The following is a 13,194-nucleotide window of genomic DNA, read 5'->3' on the forward strand; positions in this document are numbered from 1 at the left end:
ACCATGGTCATGGCCTCTTGGCGCCACTGTTCTCACTCCTTTTGATTTGAGGTATCGACGTGCTCATACGACCTATCACCATTGCTGCCCTTGTGGGGTTCACCTTGCTGACGGCATGCAGCAAAAACGAAACTGCTTCGGCAGCCTCCACCGTCGCTGCGCCCTCTGCAACTGTGGCTGCAGCGCCCGCACCGGCGCAAGCAACGCAGGCCGCCGCCGGCGGTGTCGAGAAGGGAGAGAAGGTCTATAAGTCCACCTGTGCGATGTGCCACGGCACCGGTGCCGGCGGCGCGCCGATGTTCAAATCGAAGGACGATTGGGCCCCTCGCATCGCGCAGGGCAAGGACACCCTTTACGATCACGCGCTGCACGGCTTCACGGGCAGCAAGGGTACGATGCCCGCGAAAGGCGGCAACGCATCGCTCAGCGATGACGACGTGAAGGCGGGGGTGGATTACATGACGTCGAAAGCGACGTAACGACATCGCCCTCGGGCAGGTATGACGGCGCTCCTGGTGAGCGCCGTTTGTTTATGCTTGCAACAGCGGGTCGACCAGCACGGCATCAATCACGGCGCGCACGTTGGCCCAGGGCTCCGCGCTCGGGTGGGTCAGGCGATCTTCGCGCAGTACGTCCGACGCATCGTGCAGATGGTTCGGGAAGGTGGCAAGGGTGCGATGCAGCGGCGCGGTGTCGATGCGTAATTGCGCATCGCCCCAGCGCCACGCGATCGCGTATTCCGACGCAGCGGGGTAACGCAGCTCGAGCAGAACGCCGTTGTTGAGCGAGACCAGCAAGGCGTCCTGGCACAGCGTCGGGGGTTCAGCCAACACCGCACCGTAGTGCGCTTCCAGTGCCTCTTTGAGATCGAGGTGGTGCATGATCAGCCTCCCATGCGCGCCAGCAGCGCCTTCAGTTCAGCGGTGACGTCTTGCCTGGCGGTAGCAAGCGCGAGTGAGCCGAGGTAATGCTCATAGGCCGGATGCTCCGGCAAGTCCGCCGCCGCGATACGCGCCAGCAGATCACCTTCGTCGTTCACCCCATAGGGTTCGAGCAGCTTGCGCCGGATTTCCCGCAACTCGTAGGACAGGCGGCTGAGCTGCTCCATCTGAACAGCATCATCGGGCGGTAGATTGGCAAAGTAATCGATCATTTCGTGTTCTCTGGGGCGGTTACATCTGGTGGTCTTTCAGTACGCCACCGTCGAGCTGCGCCATTTGGGGCGTAATTTCATTGAACTTGTAAACCTTGCCGCCTTGATGCATGGCGAAGGCGTCGGCATCGGCCTGCGTGGCAAAGGACGCAAATGTGGCGCCCATCGATCCGCGCGCCTTCGATCCGACCACGTAGAACGCGGTGCGGGCGTCGATCCAGTGGCCCTGCGGCGTGTTCCAGTCTGTCTTGGCCATGTCTTGCACGTACATGGCGAGCATGTGTCGCTGTTGTTCGGGGCGCAGCACGATCGAGAACAGCTCGATGGTGTCGCAGAAGAAGTCGGGGCCGCCTTTGTCATACAGAATCTGCGCCTTCGGGCCGGGGAAGTCGGCCACCGTCATGCCGTCGAGGCTGCAGGGTGTGTCGCGAGTGAGTTCGACCGGATCAGGCGTGGAGGTGGCGCTTTGGCAACCGGCCAGGACGATTGCGGTAGCGAACAGGGCTGTGCGCACACGGCGGCGCAGAGTGGATACGGAAGGTTGCAGGGTGGGTTTCATTTGCGGAATCTCCATGCGGCCACGGCGAGCGGGGCGACGATCCAGGCGGTCATGAGGGAGCCGAGCACGAGCGGGTCGGCCATGCGCTCGGGGAATACGGTCGCCAGACCGTAGAGTGTTCGGACTTCGTCAAAGCTGAAGATATTGAGGATGCGGAAAATGTCTGCCGGATTCAGCAGCATCAGGTAGGGCAGGGCGTCCGATCCCAGCTTTCCGCCCGTGGCGATCAGTGCCCCGAGAAGCAGCAGATCGAATACCAGCACGAAGAAGAACCACAGCGCGATGGCGACACCGCTTGCGCGCGTGCGGTCGGCGGCGACGACGGACACCAACAGGGCCAGGCTCAGGAAGGCCATGCCCAGCAGCACCGAACTGAGCATGAAGCCGGCGTAGTGATACATGGCCGCGAGTGGTAGCTTCACGGCCAACAGTATCCCGACCACCCCAAAGCCGACGACCGTGGAACACGCAAGCGCGGCCGCCAGGCCGAGGTATTTGCCAAGCAGCAATTCGACACGGGTGAGCGGCATGGAAAGCAGCAGGTCCAGCGAGCCGCGTTCGCGCTCGCCCACGATCGCGTCAAAGCCGAGAATCAACGCAATCAGCGGTACGAGATAAATCACCAGGCTGACCAGGCTGGCGATCGTGACTTCCATGCCGCGCAGCCCGACTTCGCCTTGCTGTGCCGCGCCGAAGTAGGCGATCACCAGCGCAAACGCCGTCAATACGGTGGTCACGGCCAGCACCCATCGGTTACGGATGCGGTCGTGGAATTCCTTGGCGATGACGATGCCGATCTGCCGGGGTTCGAGCGTCAATTGCATGGGCGGCCTCAAGCAGGTTGGCCAAGGAGCACGTCCTCGAGCGAGGGTTCGCGCAATTGCAGGTCGGCAAGTGTCGCGCCGAGCGTGGATAGGGATTGCAGCAATGGCATCTTCGCCTGCCGTGGGCACAGCACCGTGGCGCGCGATCCATCCATGTGTAGTTCGCATCCTGGCGCGGCCGCGAGCGCGCGCCGCAGGGCGGGCTCGGCATGTTCAGGGCCGCCCGTCAGCCGCAGGTCGAACCACAGCGGCAGGGCCATCGATTCGCGCAATGATTGCACCGTGCCCTGCGCATGCACGCGTCCGTTTTTCATGATCGCCAGGCGGCCCACGCGCTCCTGGATTTCCGACAGGATGTGCGAGGTCAGCACGATGGTCACGCCCTGCGCCTGCAGTTCGCCCAGGGTGCGATAGAAGTCGCGAATCCCCTGCGGGTCCAGGCCGTTGGTGGGCTCGTCAAGGAACAGGAGTGTGGGCTGGCCGAGCAGGGCCTGGGCGAAACCCAGGCGCTGGCGCATGCCCTTGGAGTAGCCGCGCACGCGGCGGTTTGCGGCATGGGTCAGCCCCACGCGTTCGAGCACGCGAGCGCAATCCGTTCGCGGCGCGCGCTTGAGCGCAGCGAAGAATTCCAGCGTTTCCTGGCCAGTCAGGTTGTCGTAGAACACCACGTTTTCCGGCAGATAGCCAACGTTGCGCCGCACCGACCGGAAGGTGCCACCGCGCATGGGCTGGCCCCCGATGCGCACGTCACCCGCGGTGGGCGCCTCCAGGCCCAGGAGCATCTTGAACAACGTGCTCTTGCCTGCGCCGTTGTGGCCGATCAGGCCGAACAGCTCGCCAGAATGCACCGTCAGGCTCACGTCCGCCACGGCTTCGATCTCGCCGTAGCGCTTCACCAGTTGCCTCGCTTCAATCATGCTTGTTCACCCACGCGCGCCAATCATTGCCCCGTGGACGCATGCGGGGGCTGGCGTCGACCACACTGGGCGAGCGCAGCAGCGGGAATTGCTCCGAGATCAGCTTCAACGTCTGTACCGCGGGGCTATTGAGCAGCAGCTTGGCGCTCGGAAAGCGCCACAACAGCCGGTCCATCAGATCGCTTGCGCGATAGGGCACGTCGCCACGGCCGTCGCCGTTGCGGTCCCATCCGGCATAGTTGCTCCAGTAGTTGCCGCTGCGCCCGCCCCAGGGCTCGTCGCGTGTGGCAACGTAGCGCACCTGTTCCTGGTTATCGATGAAATCGTTACCGTCCACTTTGTTGTGAATGGACCCGGCCCATACGTGCATGCCGACCGTATTGCCGATGACGAGGTTGTTGCTTAGCACGTTGTATTCGGCGTCGTAGACGAAGAAGCCGCGCAGGTTTCCGGACACGACGTTGTCTTCAATGACCGAATCCTGGATGGTGCGCAGCATGATGCCGTGGTCGGTGTTGCCCCAGGCGCGGTTGCCGCGCACGATCTGGCGGCGCGTCATCATGAGCGCCAGGCCGCCGCGGTTGTGGTAGGACTCGTTGCCCTCCCACACGTTGTCGTTGGAGTTCATGTAGTGCGTGCCATAGCGCACGTTGTGAATGCGGTTGGCACGAAACAGTGCGTGGTGCGAGACATCGACATAGATGCCGTCACGCGAAAAACTGATCTCGTTGCCGTCGAGCTGCGCACCCGTCGTGTTGTAGAGCTGGATGCCGTTGCCGCGCTGGGCGGAAGGGTAATCGCGCTTGCCGGCAATCACGTTGCCCACGATGCGCACATCCTTCACGCCCTCGATCCACAGGCCGAACAGGTTGTAGGTGAGCTCGCAGTGTCTGACCGTGGCGCGATCGGCGCCGGGTTGGATGTAGATGCCGGCGTTCTGCGCGCCGAGGTCGTCGCCGCTGTCGCTGACGATCAGGCCATCGATCGTGACGTCCGGCGACGTGACGCGGATCACGTCGCCGACAAGGCCGCCGCTGATGGTGGGGCGGTCGATGCCTACCAGGGCCAGTGGTTTGTCGATCCGGACCGGGCCTTGATACCGCCCGCGCTCGATGACGAGGGTGTCCCCTGCATGCGCGAGCGTGACCGCCTGCGAAATCGAACTGCCGGCATGCACGCGAACCTCTGCACCGCAGGCCGCAGTGCAGACCAGCAGTGCCGAGATCGCGCAGAAGAGGCGGTTCAGTACAGCCATTTCAGTTGGGGCAAGGTTTGCAGCGCCGGCAGCACGCCCACCGCCTTCATGGCAAGGAAGAGTCCTGCGCCAATCAGCAGGTTCTTCATGCCGACATAGGCTGCCATGTCGGCCCAGGAGGCCGTGCGCAGCTTGTAACCCCACCACGCGCCTTCCTTCACATAGGGCTTGCACGCCATGCGCATCACAAGTTCGTAGGCGGACCAGGCCAGCCACCAACCCAGCACGATCCCCTGGCCAAGCCTGCCGCCCGCACCGAGCAGCCACGCCCAGGTGACCAGCACGGCCAGGCCAATGCCGGCGGCACGGAAGAACAACGGGTGGCTGAGGAATTGCCGGTTCCAGGGGAAGAGGTGGTCGGTCAGCTCACGACGCAACCGGGCGAGGATGCCCACAGGTGGTGGCGGCAGCGAAGCCGGCGCCGGCGCGATGGGTTTGGGCGGCGCGCTTGGCACCGGCTGGATCGGAATGTAGTAGCCGTCGGCGCCGATCGGTGTCAGTTTCAAGCCGGCGCTCGTGCGGTGCTTGCGCTCCTTGACCAGCGGAGGGCACGCATGATCGTCGTAATACATGACCATGCAATCCAGGCACAGCAGGCATTCGCGCTGGTCGATCTTGCCGTCGCGTCCGATGGCTTGCGATCCGCAGCCAGCCTCGCAGGCGCGGCACGGGCCGCACTCTTGCTTGCGCTTGAGACCCCACCACCGGAACGTTGAAGGGATGGCGAGCGAGGCGCCCAGCGGGCACAGGTATTTGCAGAATGGCCGCTCGATGAACAGGGCGGCGACAGCCAGCACGCTCCAGAACGTGACGAAGGGCCACGTCCGGTTCCAGACGCCGACCAGGAACGTGGTCTTGAACGGCTCGATCTCCGCCAGCTTCTCGGCGGTGCCCATCGAGTAGAACGACATCCCGAGCAGGCCGGCAAACACACCGTATTTGATCCACTTGAGCTTGTCGTGCAGCGCCTTGGGCAACGGGAACTGGAAGCGCGCAAGGCCAAGTTTGCCCCCCACCTTGTAGAGGATCTCACTCAGCGAGCCGTAGGGGCACAGCCAACCGCAGAACATGCCGCGGCCCCAGAAGAACACGCTGATGATGATGAACCACCAGAACAGGAAGATGAACGGATCGGACAGGAACAGATCCCACCGCCACTTGAAGAGAATGGCGTGGAACCATGTCAGCACCTGCGTGATGGACGGCTGCGCCATGAGATGGAATCCAGCGAAGCCAATGCTCGTGGTCCACAGCGCGTACTTGGGCCAGGAGACCCAGCGCTTGTCCTTGCGCCTGGAGCGGCGCACCAGCGTGTCGCGACACGCGTACACCGCGCCCGCGCCAATCAACAGGAGGGCGAACAGGCCGATCTCGACGGCGCGCGCCTTCCAGATCTGCAGCCAGGGCGGAGCGGGGCGGTCGTACTGCGGCCGCCCGCCAACCAGCTCATCCGCCGGGAGCCAGTATTCCTGGTCGAAGCTTGTGAAAGTCTTTGCGCCGGTTTCCGCGTCCAACTTGTTGGCCAGGAACACCAGCTTCCACGGATACGCCGACGAAAACCCCGGGCTGCGGATGATGAAGATGCCTGACTCGCGATAGTCCGGCGCACCGGTTGCGCGGATGCCGTAGAGGTTCTGGTAATCAAGGTCCCGGAAGGTGAAGGTGTCGGTATCCTGGGCGACCTGGATGCGGTCGAAGATGCCCCCGCGCACGAAGCCGGAACCTTTGAAACTCTCCGTGCCGTTCGACGCGATGAAGATCGCGTGTTCGCCGGCTTTCAGGCTCGACATGAGCGATGCGTAATTCGCATCGCCCAGGATGCTGCGCCCTACGACAGGTGCACTGACGTCACCGAACACCATATCCACGTAAGGCTGGCCGTTGGCCTGCAGCCCAACATCTTCGGGGTGCACGGTCAGGCGCTGCACAGCGCCTTGATCCAGCAGCGCCTTCCAGCTCAGGGGCTGACTTGCCTGCGTAAATTTCGCCTGGGCGCGCCGTTTGGGAGTGATGATTCCGGCCTGTTCGGCCGCGGCCTTGCCGCTGCGCAGAATGACCTGATTCTCGGACATCACCGTCACGGTCGCGCCACTGATCGCGTCGAGTTCGACGGCGCCCTCGCTCACTGCGTGGGATTTGCCGATCTCGATGCTCCCCCCGACGAACTTGCCGATGTACTGCGCGGTGAAGTGTGTCAGTTGGGTTTCTGGAATGCCCAGCAGAAGGATCGGCTCGGAGTGTCGCAATACCTTGACGCCCGTGATCACGCCGTGCGCGTCCATACCCATCAGCGTAACGATGGGTTTGCCCGAATAGCCGGGCATGTCAACGATGTCGGTAGACAGGAACGCGTAGCCGACCAGTTGGCGTTTGCCGGCCACGTCGCGATAGCCCTCCACGTAGGGGGGGTGTCCCTTACGCGGTGAGAAGCTGCTGGCGCCTGGCAGCACATCCGTGCAGGGCACCATTGCGCACAGGTTCGGGTCGGTCGATAAACCGGCGGGCAGCGGCGCCTCATAAGCCATGCCGCTGATGCCCGCCAGCGCGGACGTGTCCATCGCACAAGTGGCGGCAATCACCGCCAATCGTGAGAACAGGTGTTTCATACGTCCGCCTTCTCCCTTATGCCTCAACAAGCATGCGCGAGCGCATTTCCAGGTGCAGCGCGTGGCAGAAGTTGGTGCAGTAGCACCAGTAGACCCCTGGCTTGTCGGCCTTGAAGGTGACCGACTTGGTTTCCTGCGGGTTCACGATGAAGTTGATGTTGTACTTCGGGATGGCGAAGCCGTGGGTCAAGTCCTCCACCTTGTCCAGGTTGGTGAGGATGATCGTTACCTCATCGCCCTTCTTCACGGTGAACTCGCGCAAGCCAAAGGCAGGTGCCTGCGAGGTTAGGTAGACCGTCACCTGCTTGCCCTTGCGTTCGACGCGGCACTCCTTCGGGTCTTTCACCGCGTTCGGGAACTCATCGATGTTGTAGACCTGACGCGTCTTGATGATGTCGCGGCGGATGACGATCGAGTCGTGCGGCTCGGAATAGACCGCATGGTCTGCCACGAGCTTCATCTTGTCGCCGGAGATGTCGATGAGCTGCGCTGTTTCCGGGTGCAGCGGGCCGACCGGCAGGAACCGGTCTTTCGAGAACTTGTTGTCCGAAATGAAGAACTTGCCATCCGGTTCCTTGGTTTCGCCCATCGAGGTGAAACCGTGGCCCGGCTGGTAATTGACGTCGATGCGGTCCACCACCGGCACGGCGGTCTTGTCGCCCTTGAACGCCTTGATCGCCGCTTCGAGGTTCCATTTGACGATCTGGCTGTCGAGGAACAGCGTGGTATAGGCATTGCCGCGGTTGTCAAAACCGGTGTGCAGCGGGCCGAGGCCGATCTCGGGTTCGGCGACGACGCAGTCGCGAGGCTCCTTGAGTTCGCCGTTGAACCACTTCAACACGAGGTCGTGTTCGATCAGCGTTGCCGTCGGCGACAGCTTGCCGGAACAGGCGTAGTACTTGCCGTCCGGGCTGGCATTCACGCCGTGCGGGTTCTTGGGCACGGGCACATAGCAGGTCAGCGCGGTCTTCGGGTCGGTGTTGGCGGCTTTGGTGCCATCGACGACAGGGACTTTCGAGGTGCCGATGGTGAAGGTCTTGCCGGCTTTGACCGCGGCTTCGATCCGTGCAACGTTGAAGAAGACGCACGCGTCGCGCTCGGCGGACATCATCTCTTCGTAATGCACACCGCCTTCGGTGTTGTACTGGTTGGAAGCGGCGAGCTTGCCGTCATAAGACGTGGCCACCAGGTCCATGTTGCCGTCGACCTTGACCTGCCAGCGGGGCTCCATCGTCTCCGCGTCCACGCAGGTGAACAGGCAGAAATATTTCTTCGGGTCGTTCAGATCGCGGCCGTCATTGGGCTGCGGAATGTGAAACTCGTTGCCGCAGAACACTCGGGTGGTGTGATTGATCTTGTCATCCACCGGGTCCCGCTTGTCAGGGAAGACGCCGTGGAAGCCCTGCACGTTCGGCAATTCGACAATCTTGTCGCATTCCATCGTGTCCATGCGCACCCGGGCGAGCCGGCTGTGGATCTTATCGTTGACGAAGATGTATTTCCCGTCGTACGTGCCGTCGGTATAGGACGGATGCACGTGGTGGGTATCACCGGTCCAGTACTTGAGCGTTCCGTCCGGATTGGTGCCCATGATCTTCTTCGATTCGTTGGTGATGCCCCAGCCCACCAGGCAATCGATGTTGAAGACGGGTATGCGCTTGAAGCAGCGCCCCGAGGGCAGACCGTAGATGCGAACCTCACCCGAGTGGCCGCCGCTGGAGAACGCGTAGTACGTGTCCAGCTGGCCGGGCGGCACTTCGTACTTGCTGTAGTCGACGCCGCCGGCTGCGCTCGCTTTGCCATCCGCCGGAGCCGCTGCCGCAGGCGCGTCCTTGTCCGTGCCTTTGTTGCAGGCTGCCAGGCCGGCGGACAGGCCCACGCCGACCAGACCCGCTGCCGTCCGGTTCAGAAAGCTGCGTCGTGTCGGGCTCACCGGAATCGGATTCTCAAAATCATTGTTGGATAGGCTCATCTCTTACGCTCCCTCAGAATTGGAAACCACATTAACAAACCGCAAATTTTCGCTATTGACAGCAATCAAAGGTCAGTGGAAACCCATCAATTCGAATTGAATCGCAACGAGCCTTATTCAATTGACCGTTGAAAATTGGAATAACCTATTCTTTATAAGGCTATTCAGATATGAATGAATGTGGCGATAAGGTTGCGCTTTGTGCGGGTTGCAGTGCGGATCAGGTTGATGTGGCAGGGCGGCCGCCCAGCGCAGAAAACGCGGTTGTCATACGGTCTTGATGGCGGCCATCGGCATCGCGCAGGATGAAGTAGGCGGCCAGCCCGAGTTGCTCGGCAACCTCAAGGCCGCGTTCGGGGCCCAACACAATCAGCGCCGTGGCGTATGCGTCGGCAATCGCACACTGCGACGCGGCCACGGTGACGGAGGTCAGGCCATTGGCAATTGGGTGGCCTGTACGTGGATCGATCTCGTGTGAGTAATGCTGCCCATCCTGCTCAAAGCAGATGCGGTAATCGCCTGACGTCGCCATGGCCAGATCGCGCAATGGCACGACGAATCGTGCACGGCGCGGCAGCCCCCGCTGAGGCTCTTCAATACCGATTTGCCACGCGCGCCCATCATGGCGCCGGCCCTTGGCGCGCACTTCTCCGCCCACCTCGACCATGAAATCAGCGATGCCAAGCGCGTCAAGCGCGATGGCCGCCTGGTCCACGCCAAAACCCTTGGCGATGGCCGATAGATCGGTGTAGACGCGAGGGTTGGCTTTCGTGGCGGTGCGCGTGCGCGCGTCGATTTCCAGCGCGCCGGTGCCGACCGCGCTCCTGAGCATCGCCAGCTCTCGCGACGTTGCCACACGTTGAGCCTTTTCCGGCCCGAAGCCCCACAGATTGACGAAGCTCCCGGCAGTGACATCGAACGCACCATCCGTTGCGAGGCTCACCGATCTCGCCATCTGCAATACGCTGATCGTATCGGCGGACAACGCGAAGGGGCGCCCGCCCGCATACCGGTTCAGTTGCGACAGTTCCGAGTCGGCCCGATACGTCGACATGCGTTGATCAACAGCCTGGACAGCCGCATCCACGGCTGCACGCGCCGCATCGAGCAATGCCGTGTCATCAATCGATGGAAGCGCGAGCCGCACGTGATATGTCGTGCCCATCGTGTGGCCTTCGAAGGCATATCGATACCGCGCGGGCGGTGCGCTCGCGGCCGGACTGGCGGTCCAGCGCAGCGTGTGCGCCGGGCCGGCGAGCCCGATACTCGGCAGGATTCCACGGTGGGGCAGAGTGCAACGGTTCAAGATTTCACCGCACGTGTCAGAAGCGGCCGATGGTAGCGCTATGCCTGCAACACAGATTGATGCGCATCAATTGACCGAAATGCCCGTGGCTAGAATTGATGCAAATCAAGTATTGCGGATGCATTTTTTATCCACAATGCAATGTCGGGTATTTTTTTGGCGTTTTTTTTGCTATGCAGAAATGGGAAACGCAAATGCCGGAAAAAAGGCCGATTTAAAAATGGGCAACATCAATTCATGCCATCGATCAATTTAGAAGATTGGCATCGCCGATATGCTCGACATCCTGGCGTTGGCTGGCGCTGCGACTGCCGATGGATTCGGCCATGCCACGCCGATGGTGTCGTCGTTCCGTTTCTTGTTGGTGGGAGAGCCGCACCTGCTCGCCTCCCATGGAGCTTTCACTTGTGATTCGCCGCTGTCATCTTCTGTCCAGAACCGTCTTTGCCCGCGGCATCAGCGCCGGTGGATGGAGCGGGTTATGACGACGCGCCGCCCGATGCTGGCGCTGGCCGCCTTGCTTGCGACTCTCTGGTCCCTTTGGTGGTTTGTGGGACGTGCAGACCGTCGGGCCGAGCCGCAGTTGCCTGAGGAGATCTGCTTTGTCGCGCCGGCCGTGCCTTACGATCCGCGGTCCGGACTGCATCCACATGCCCCGCGTCCCATTCCCGCCAGCGCGCGTTGCCCCGTCTGTGGGGTGTTTCCATCTCGCGCTCCTGAGTGGGCGGCGCAACTCATTTTTGCCAACGGCGATGCGTACTTCTTCGATTCGCCCATGAGCCTGTTCATCTACCTGCGAAACCTGCAGCGCTACGCACCAGGGCGACAGGCCGCGGAGGTTGCCGCCAGCTACGTGCATGCCACGGGAGACGGCGGATGGGTTCCGGCACAGCAGGCTGTTTATGTGTGGGGGTCGGCGGTTCTGGGACCGATGCGGCGCGGCAATCTTCCAGCGTTTCGGAATCTGGCGGACGCGCAGCAGTTCATCGCGCGAAATGGTGGCGTGGTGGTGCGTCCGGCGGATATCACGGCCGAACGGTTGCAGGATTTTGAGCCGCACCGCGTGCATCGCGCGGCAGACCGGGGTTAGGGTGTCCGGTGTGTCTGCGCAGCCATGGGCCAATATCGCAAACCTGGTGTCTCGCACGTGCGCGCTGATCACGGTTCGGGAGCCCGTGCCACCACGGGGCTGGCGCGCAACTGTCGAATGCCGTAGACATCCATCAGCAGGCGCTGAGGGGGCCAGTCCCGCGCAGCGTCGGTCAGCCGACACTGTTTGTGTCGGCTTTTTTTCGATAAGCGTGCTTTCAAGGCGTCTTCTTTGCGTTTCGATGGGCTGATCGGGGCCGGATAATGTGAGCGTTCATCCATCCCTCGCACATCCGGCATGTCCGACGATAGCGATCTCGAGAAAACCGAACCCGCCTCACCGAGGCGCCTCGAGCAGGCGCGCGAGGAAGGCGACTTTCCCAGATCACGGGAATTGGGTTCGTTCGCCCTGCTGGCGGTCAGCGCGGGCGGGCTGTGGGTGATGGGCGAGTCGATCGTGCGCGCTGCGTCATCGTTTCTGGCGCGCTGCCTGGAGTTCCACCGTTACGACTACACCCGCGCGCAAGACCAATGGATCTACGTGGGGGCGCAGTTCACGCCGCTGGCCGTTGCGCTTGGCGGGCTGGTGCTGATGCTGATTCTGGCGGCGCTCACGCCGCTGGCCCTTACGCGCGGGGCGATCTCGTTCAAGCCGCTGGAGCCGGACATCACGCGCCCATTCAAGCTACAGGGCCTCAAGCGCATGTTCTCGGTAGAAGGGCTGCTTGAACTGCCCCGGCTGCTGCTCAAGCTGCTGCTGCTTGGCGGCGTCGGCTGGGGGCTGATCCTGCATTACCGGGCGGATTTCATCGAGCTTCCCCAGCAGAGCCTGAGCACCGCCATGCGTGACACCATGCACGTCGCCGGCGTGGCCTTCCTCTGGATGGCCGCGGTGATGCTGCTGGTGGCTGCGGTGGATGTTCCCCTGGCGCTGTGGCAATACGCCCGCAAACACCGCATGACCAAGGAAGAAGTGCGCAAGGAGCACCGCGAGTCCGAAGGCGACCCGCAGCTCAAGGGCCGCATCCGCGCCATGCAGCGCCAGGTGGCCCAGCGCCGCATGATGGCCGACGTGCCCAAGGCCGATGTGATCGTCACCAACCCGACGCACTACGCGGTGGCGTTGCGCTATTCCGAGAAAGAGGGCGGTGCGCCGCGCGTGCTGGCCAAAGGCGCCGACCTGGTGGCGGCCAAAATCCGCGAACTGGGCACCGAGCACAAGATCCCCATCCTGGAAGCGCCGCCGCTGGCGCGGGCGCTGTACCGCCACACCGAGATTGGCCACCAGATTCCCGAGGCGCTGTACGCTGCCGTGGCAGAGGTCCTGGCCTACGTCTACCAGTTGCGTCGCATGCACCAGGTGGGCGGCCGCGCCCCGAAGCGCCCGACCGATTTGCCGGTGCCGGCCGATATGGACCCGGGGCCACAGCCGGGCCCGGAAGACGAGCCGGTTGATCTGTAAACAGGCAGTTCTTAGGCGGGCGGCGGCCGTTGCCGCTTCCGCACCCCCCGG

General features: G+C 62.7%; 12 protein-coding genes. 3 read left to right on the forward strand and 9 right to left on the reverse strand.

Annotation, left to right across the window (positions count from 1 at the left end; genetic code table 11):
• Window positions 1–104: 104 nt before the first annotated feature.
• Window positions 105–479 (forward strand): c-type cytochrome, encoded by a 375-nt coding sequence (locus B4F51_RS23070; RefSeq protein WP_296229074.1) that lies wholly within the window; start codon window positions 105–107, stop codon window positions 477–479.
• A gap of 51 nt (window positions 480–530) precedes the next feature.
• On the opposite strand, the gene B4F51_RS23075 is transcribed toward B4F51_RS23070, so the two are convergent.
• From B4F51_RS23075 to B4F51_RS23115, 9 genes are all read right to left on the reverse strand, one after another.
• Window positions 531–881: a hypothetical protein gene (locus B4F51_RS23075; RefSeq protein WP_296229075.1), complete on the reverse strand. Its 351-nt coding sequence runs from the start codon at window positions 879–881 to the stop codon at window positions 531–533.
• 2 nt (window positions 882–883) lie between these two features.
• Window positions 884–1,153, reverse strand: coding sequence for a hypothetical protein (locus B4F51_RS23080; RefSeq protein ID WP_296229076.1), 270 nt, complete (start codon window positions 1,151–1,153; stop codon window positions 884–886).
• Between the two features lie 19 nt (window positions 1,154–1,172).
• Window positions 1,173–1,712, reverse strand: coding sequence for a nitrous oxide reductase accessory protein NosL (locus B4F51_RS23085; protein ID WP_296229078.1), 540 nt, complete (start codon window positions 1,710–1,712; stop codon window positions 1,173–1,175).
• Window positions 1,709–2,536, reverse strand: a complete 828-nt coding sequence (locus B4F51_RS23090) for an ABC transporter permease (protein ID WP_296229080.1) — start codon at window positions 2,534–2,536, stop codon at window positions 1,709–1,711. The genes B4F51_RS23085 and B4F51_RS23090 overlap by 4 nt, the downstream gene beginning before the upstream one ends.
• Before the next feature lie 8 nt (window positions 2,537–2,544).
• On the reverse strand, window positions 2,545–3,453 hold the full coding sequence (locus B4F51_RS23095) for an ABC transporter ATP-binding protein (protein ID WP_296229082.1): 909 nt from the start codon (window positions 3,451–3,453) through the stop codon (window positions 2,545–2,547).
• Window positions 3,446–4,708: a nitrous oxide reductase family maturation protein NosD gene (locus tag B4F51_RS23100; protein WP_296229084.1), complete on the reverse strand. Its 1,263-nt coding sequence runs from the start codon at window positions 4,706–4,708 to the stop codon at window positions 3,446–3,448. Before B4F51_RS23100 ends, B4F51_RS23095 begins: the two co-directional genes overlap by 8 nt.
• Window positions 4,696–7,314 carry a 4Fe-4S binding protein gene (locus B4F51_RS23105; protein WP_296229086.1) on the reverse strand — a complete coding sequence of 873 codons (2,619 nt, stop codon included), beginning with the start codon at window positions 7,312–7,314 and terminating at the stop codon, window positions 4,696–4,698. Before B4F51_RS23105 ends, B4F51_RS23100 begins: the two co-directional genes overlap by 13 nt.
• A gap of 16 nt (window positions 7,315–7,330) precedes the next feature.
• Window positions 7,331–9,286 carry a TAT-dependent nitrous-oxide reductase gene (nosZ, locus tag B4F51_RS23110; protein ID WP_296229088.1) on the reverse strand — a complete coding sequence of 652 codons (1,956 nt, stop codon included), beginning with the start codon at window positions 9,284–9,286 and terminating at the stop codon, window positions 7,331–7,333.
• Window positions 9,287–9,506: 220 nt separating this feature from the next.
• Window positions 9,507–10,592: an FAD:protein FMN transferase gene (locus tag B4F51_RS23115; protein WP_296229090.1), complete on the reverse strand. Its 1,086-nt coding sequence runs from the start codon at window positions 10,590–10,592 to the stop codon at window positions 9,507–9,509.
• Between the two features lie 274 nt (window positions 10,593–10,866).
• Between B4F51_RS23115 and B4F51_RS23120 the strand changes: the two genes are divergently transcribed.
• Entirely contained in the window at window positions 10,867–11,682 is an 816-nt protein-coding gene (locus tag B4F51_RS23120; RefSeq protein WP_296229091.1) for a nitrous oxide reductase accessory protein NosL, read from the forward strand.
• 297 nt (window positions 11,683–11,979) lie between these two features.
• Window positions 11,980–13,143, forward strand: coding sequence for a flagellar type III secretion system protein FlhB (gene flhB / locus B4F51_RS23125; RefSeq protein WP_296229092.1), 1,164 nt, complete (start codon window positions 11,980–11,982; stop codon window positions 13,141–13,143).
• Window positions 13,144–13,194: the final 51 nt, after the last annotated feature.

It is taken from the genome of Ralstonia sp. UBA689 (assembly GCF_002298975.1).
Taxonomy (GTDB): Bacteria; Pseudomonadota; Gammaproteobacteria; order Burkholderiales; family Burkholderiaceae; genus Ralstonia.

Coding starts and splice junctions, on each gene's coding strand:
- B4F51_RS23085 (WP_296229078.1), bottom strand. CDS start 1,712: ATGAAACCCACCCTGCAACCTTCCGTATCCACTCTGCGCCGCCGTGTG.
- B4F51_RS23120 (WP_296229091.1), top strand. CDS start 10,867: ATGCTCGACATCCTGGCGTTGGCTGGCGCTGCGACTGCCGATGGATTC.
- B4F51_RS23075 (WP_296229075.1), bottom strand. CDS start 881: ATGCACCACCTCGATCTCAAAGAGGCACTGGAAGCGCACTACGGTGCG.
- B4F51_RS23090 (WP_296229080.1), bottom strand. CDS start 2,536: ATGCAATTGACGCTCGAACCCCGGCAGATCGGCATCGTCATCGCCAAG.
- B4F51_RS23100 (WP_296229084.1), bottom strand. CDS start 4,708: ATGGCTGTACTGAACCGCCTCTTCTGCGCGATCTCGGCACTGCTGGTC.
- nosZ (WP_296229088.1), bottom strand. CDS start 9,286: ATGAGCCTATCCAACAATGATTTTGAGAATCCGATTCCGGTGAGCCCG.
- B4F51_RS23105 (WP_296229086.1), bottom strand. CDS start 7,314: ATGAAACACCTGTTCTCACGATTGGCGGTGATTGCCGCCACTTGTGCG.
- B4F51_RS23095 (WP_296229082.1), bottom strand. CDS start 3,453: ATGATTGAAGCGAGGCAACTGGTGAAGCGCTACGGCGAGATCGAAGCC.
- flhB (WP_296229092.1), top strand. CDS start 11,980: ATGTCCGACGATAGCGATCTCGAGAAAACCGAACCCGCCTCACCGAGG.
- B4F51_RS23080 (WP_296229076.1), bottom strand. CDS start 1,153: ATGATCGATTACTTTGCCAATCTACCGCCCGATGATGCTGTTCAGATG.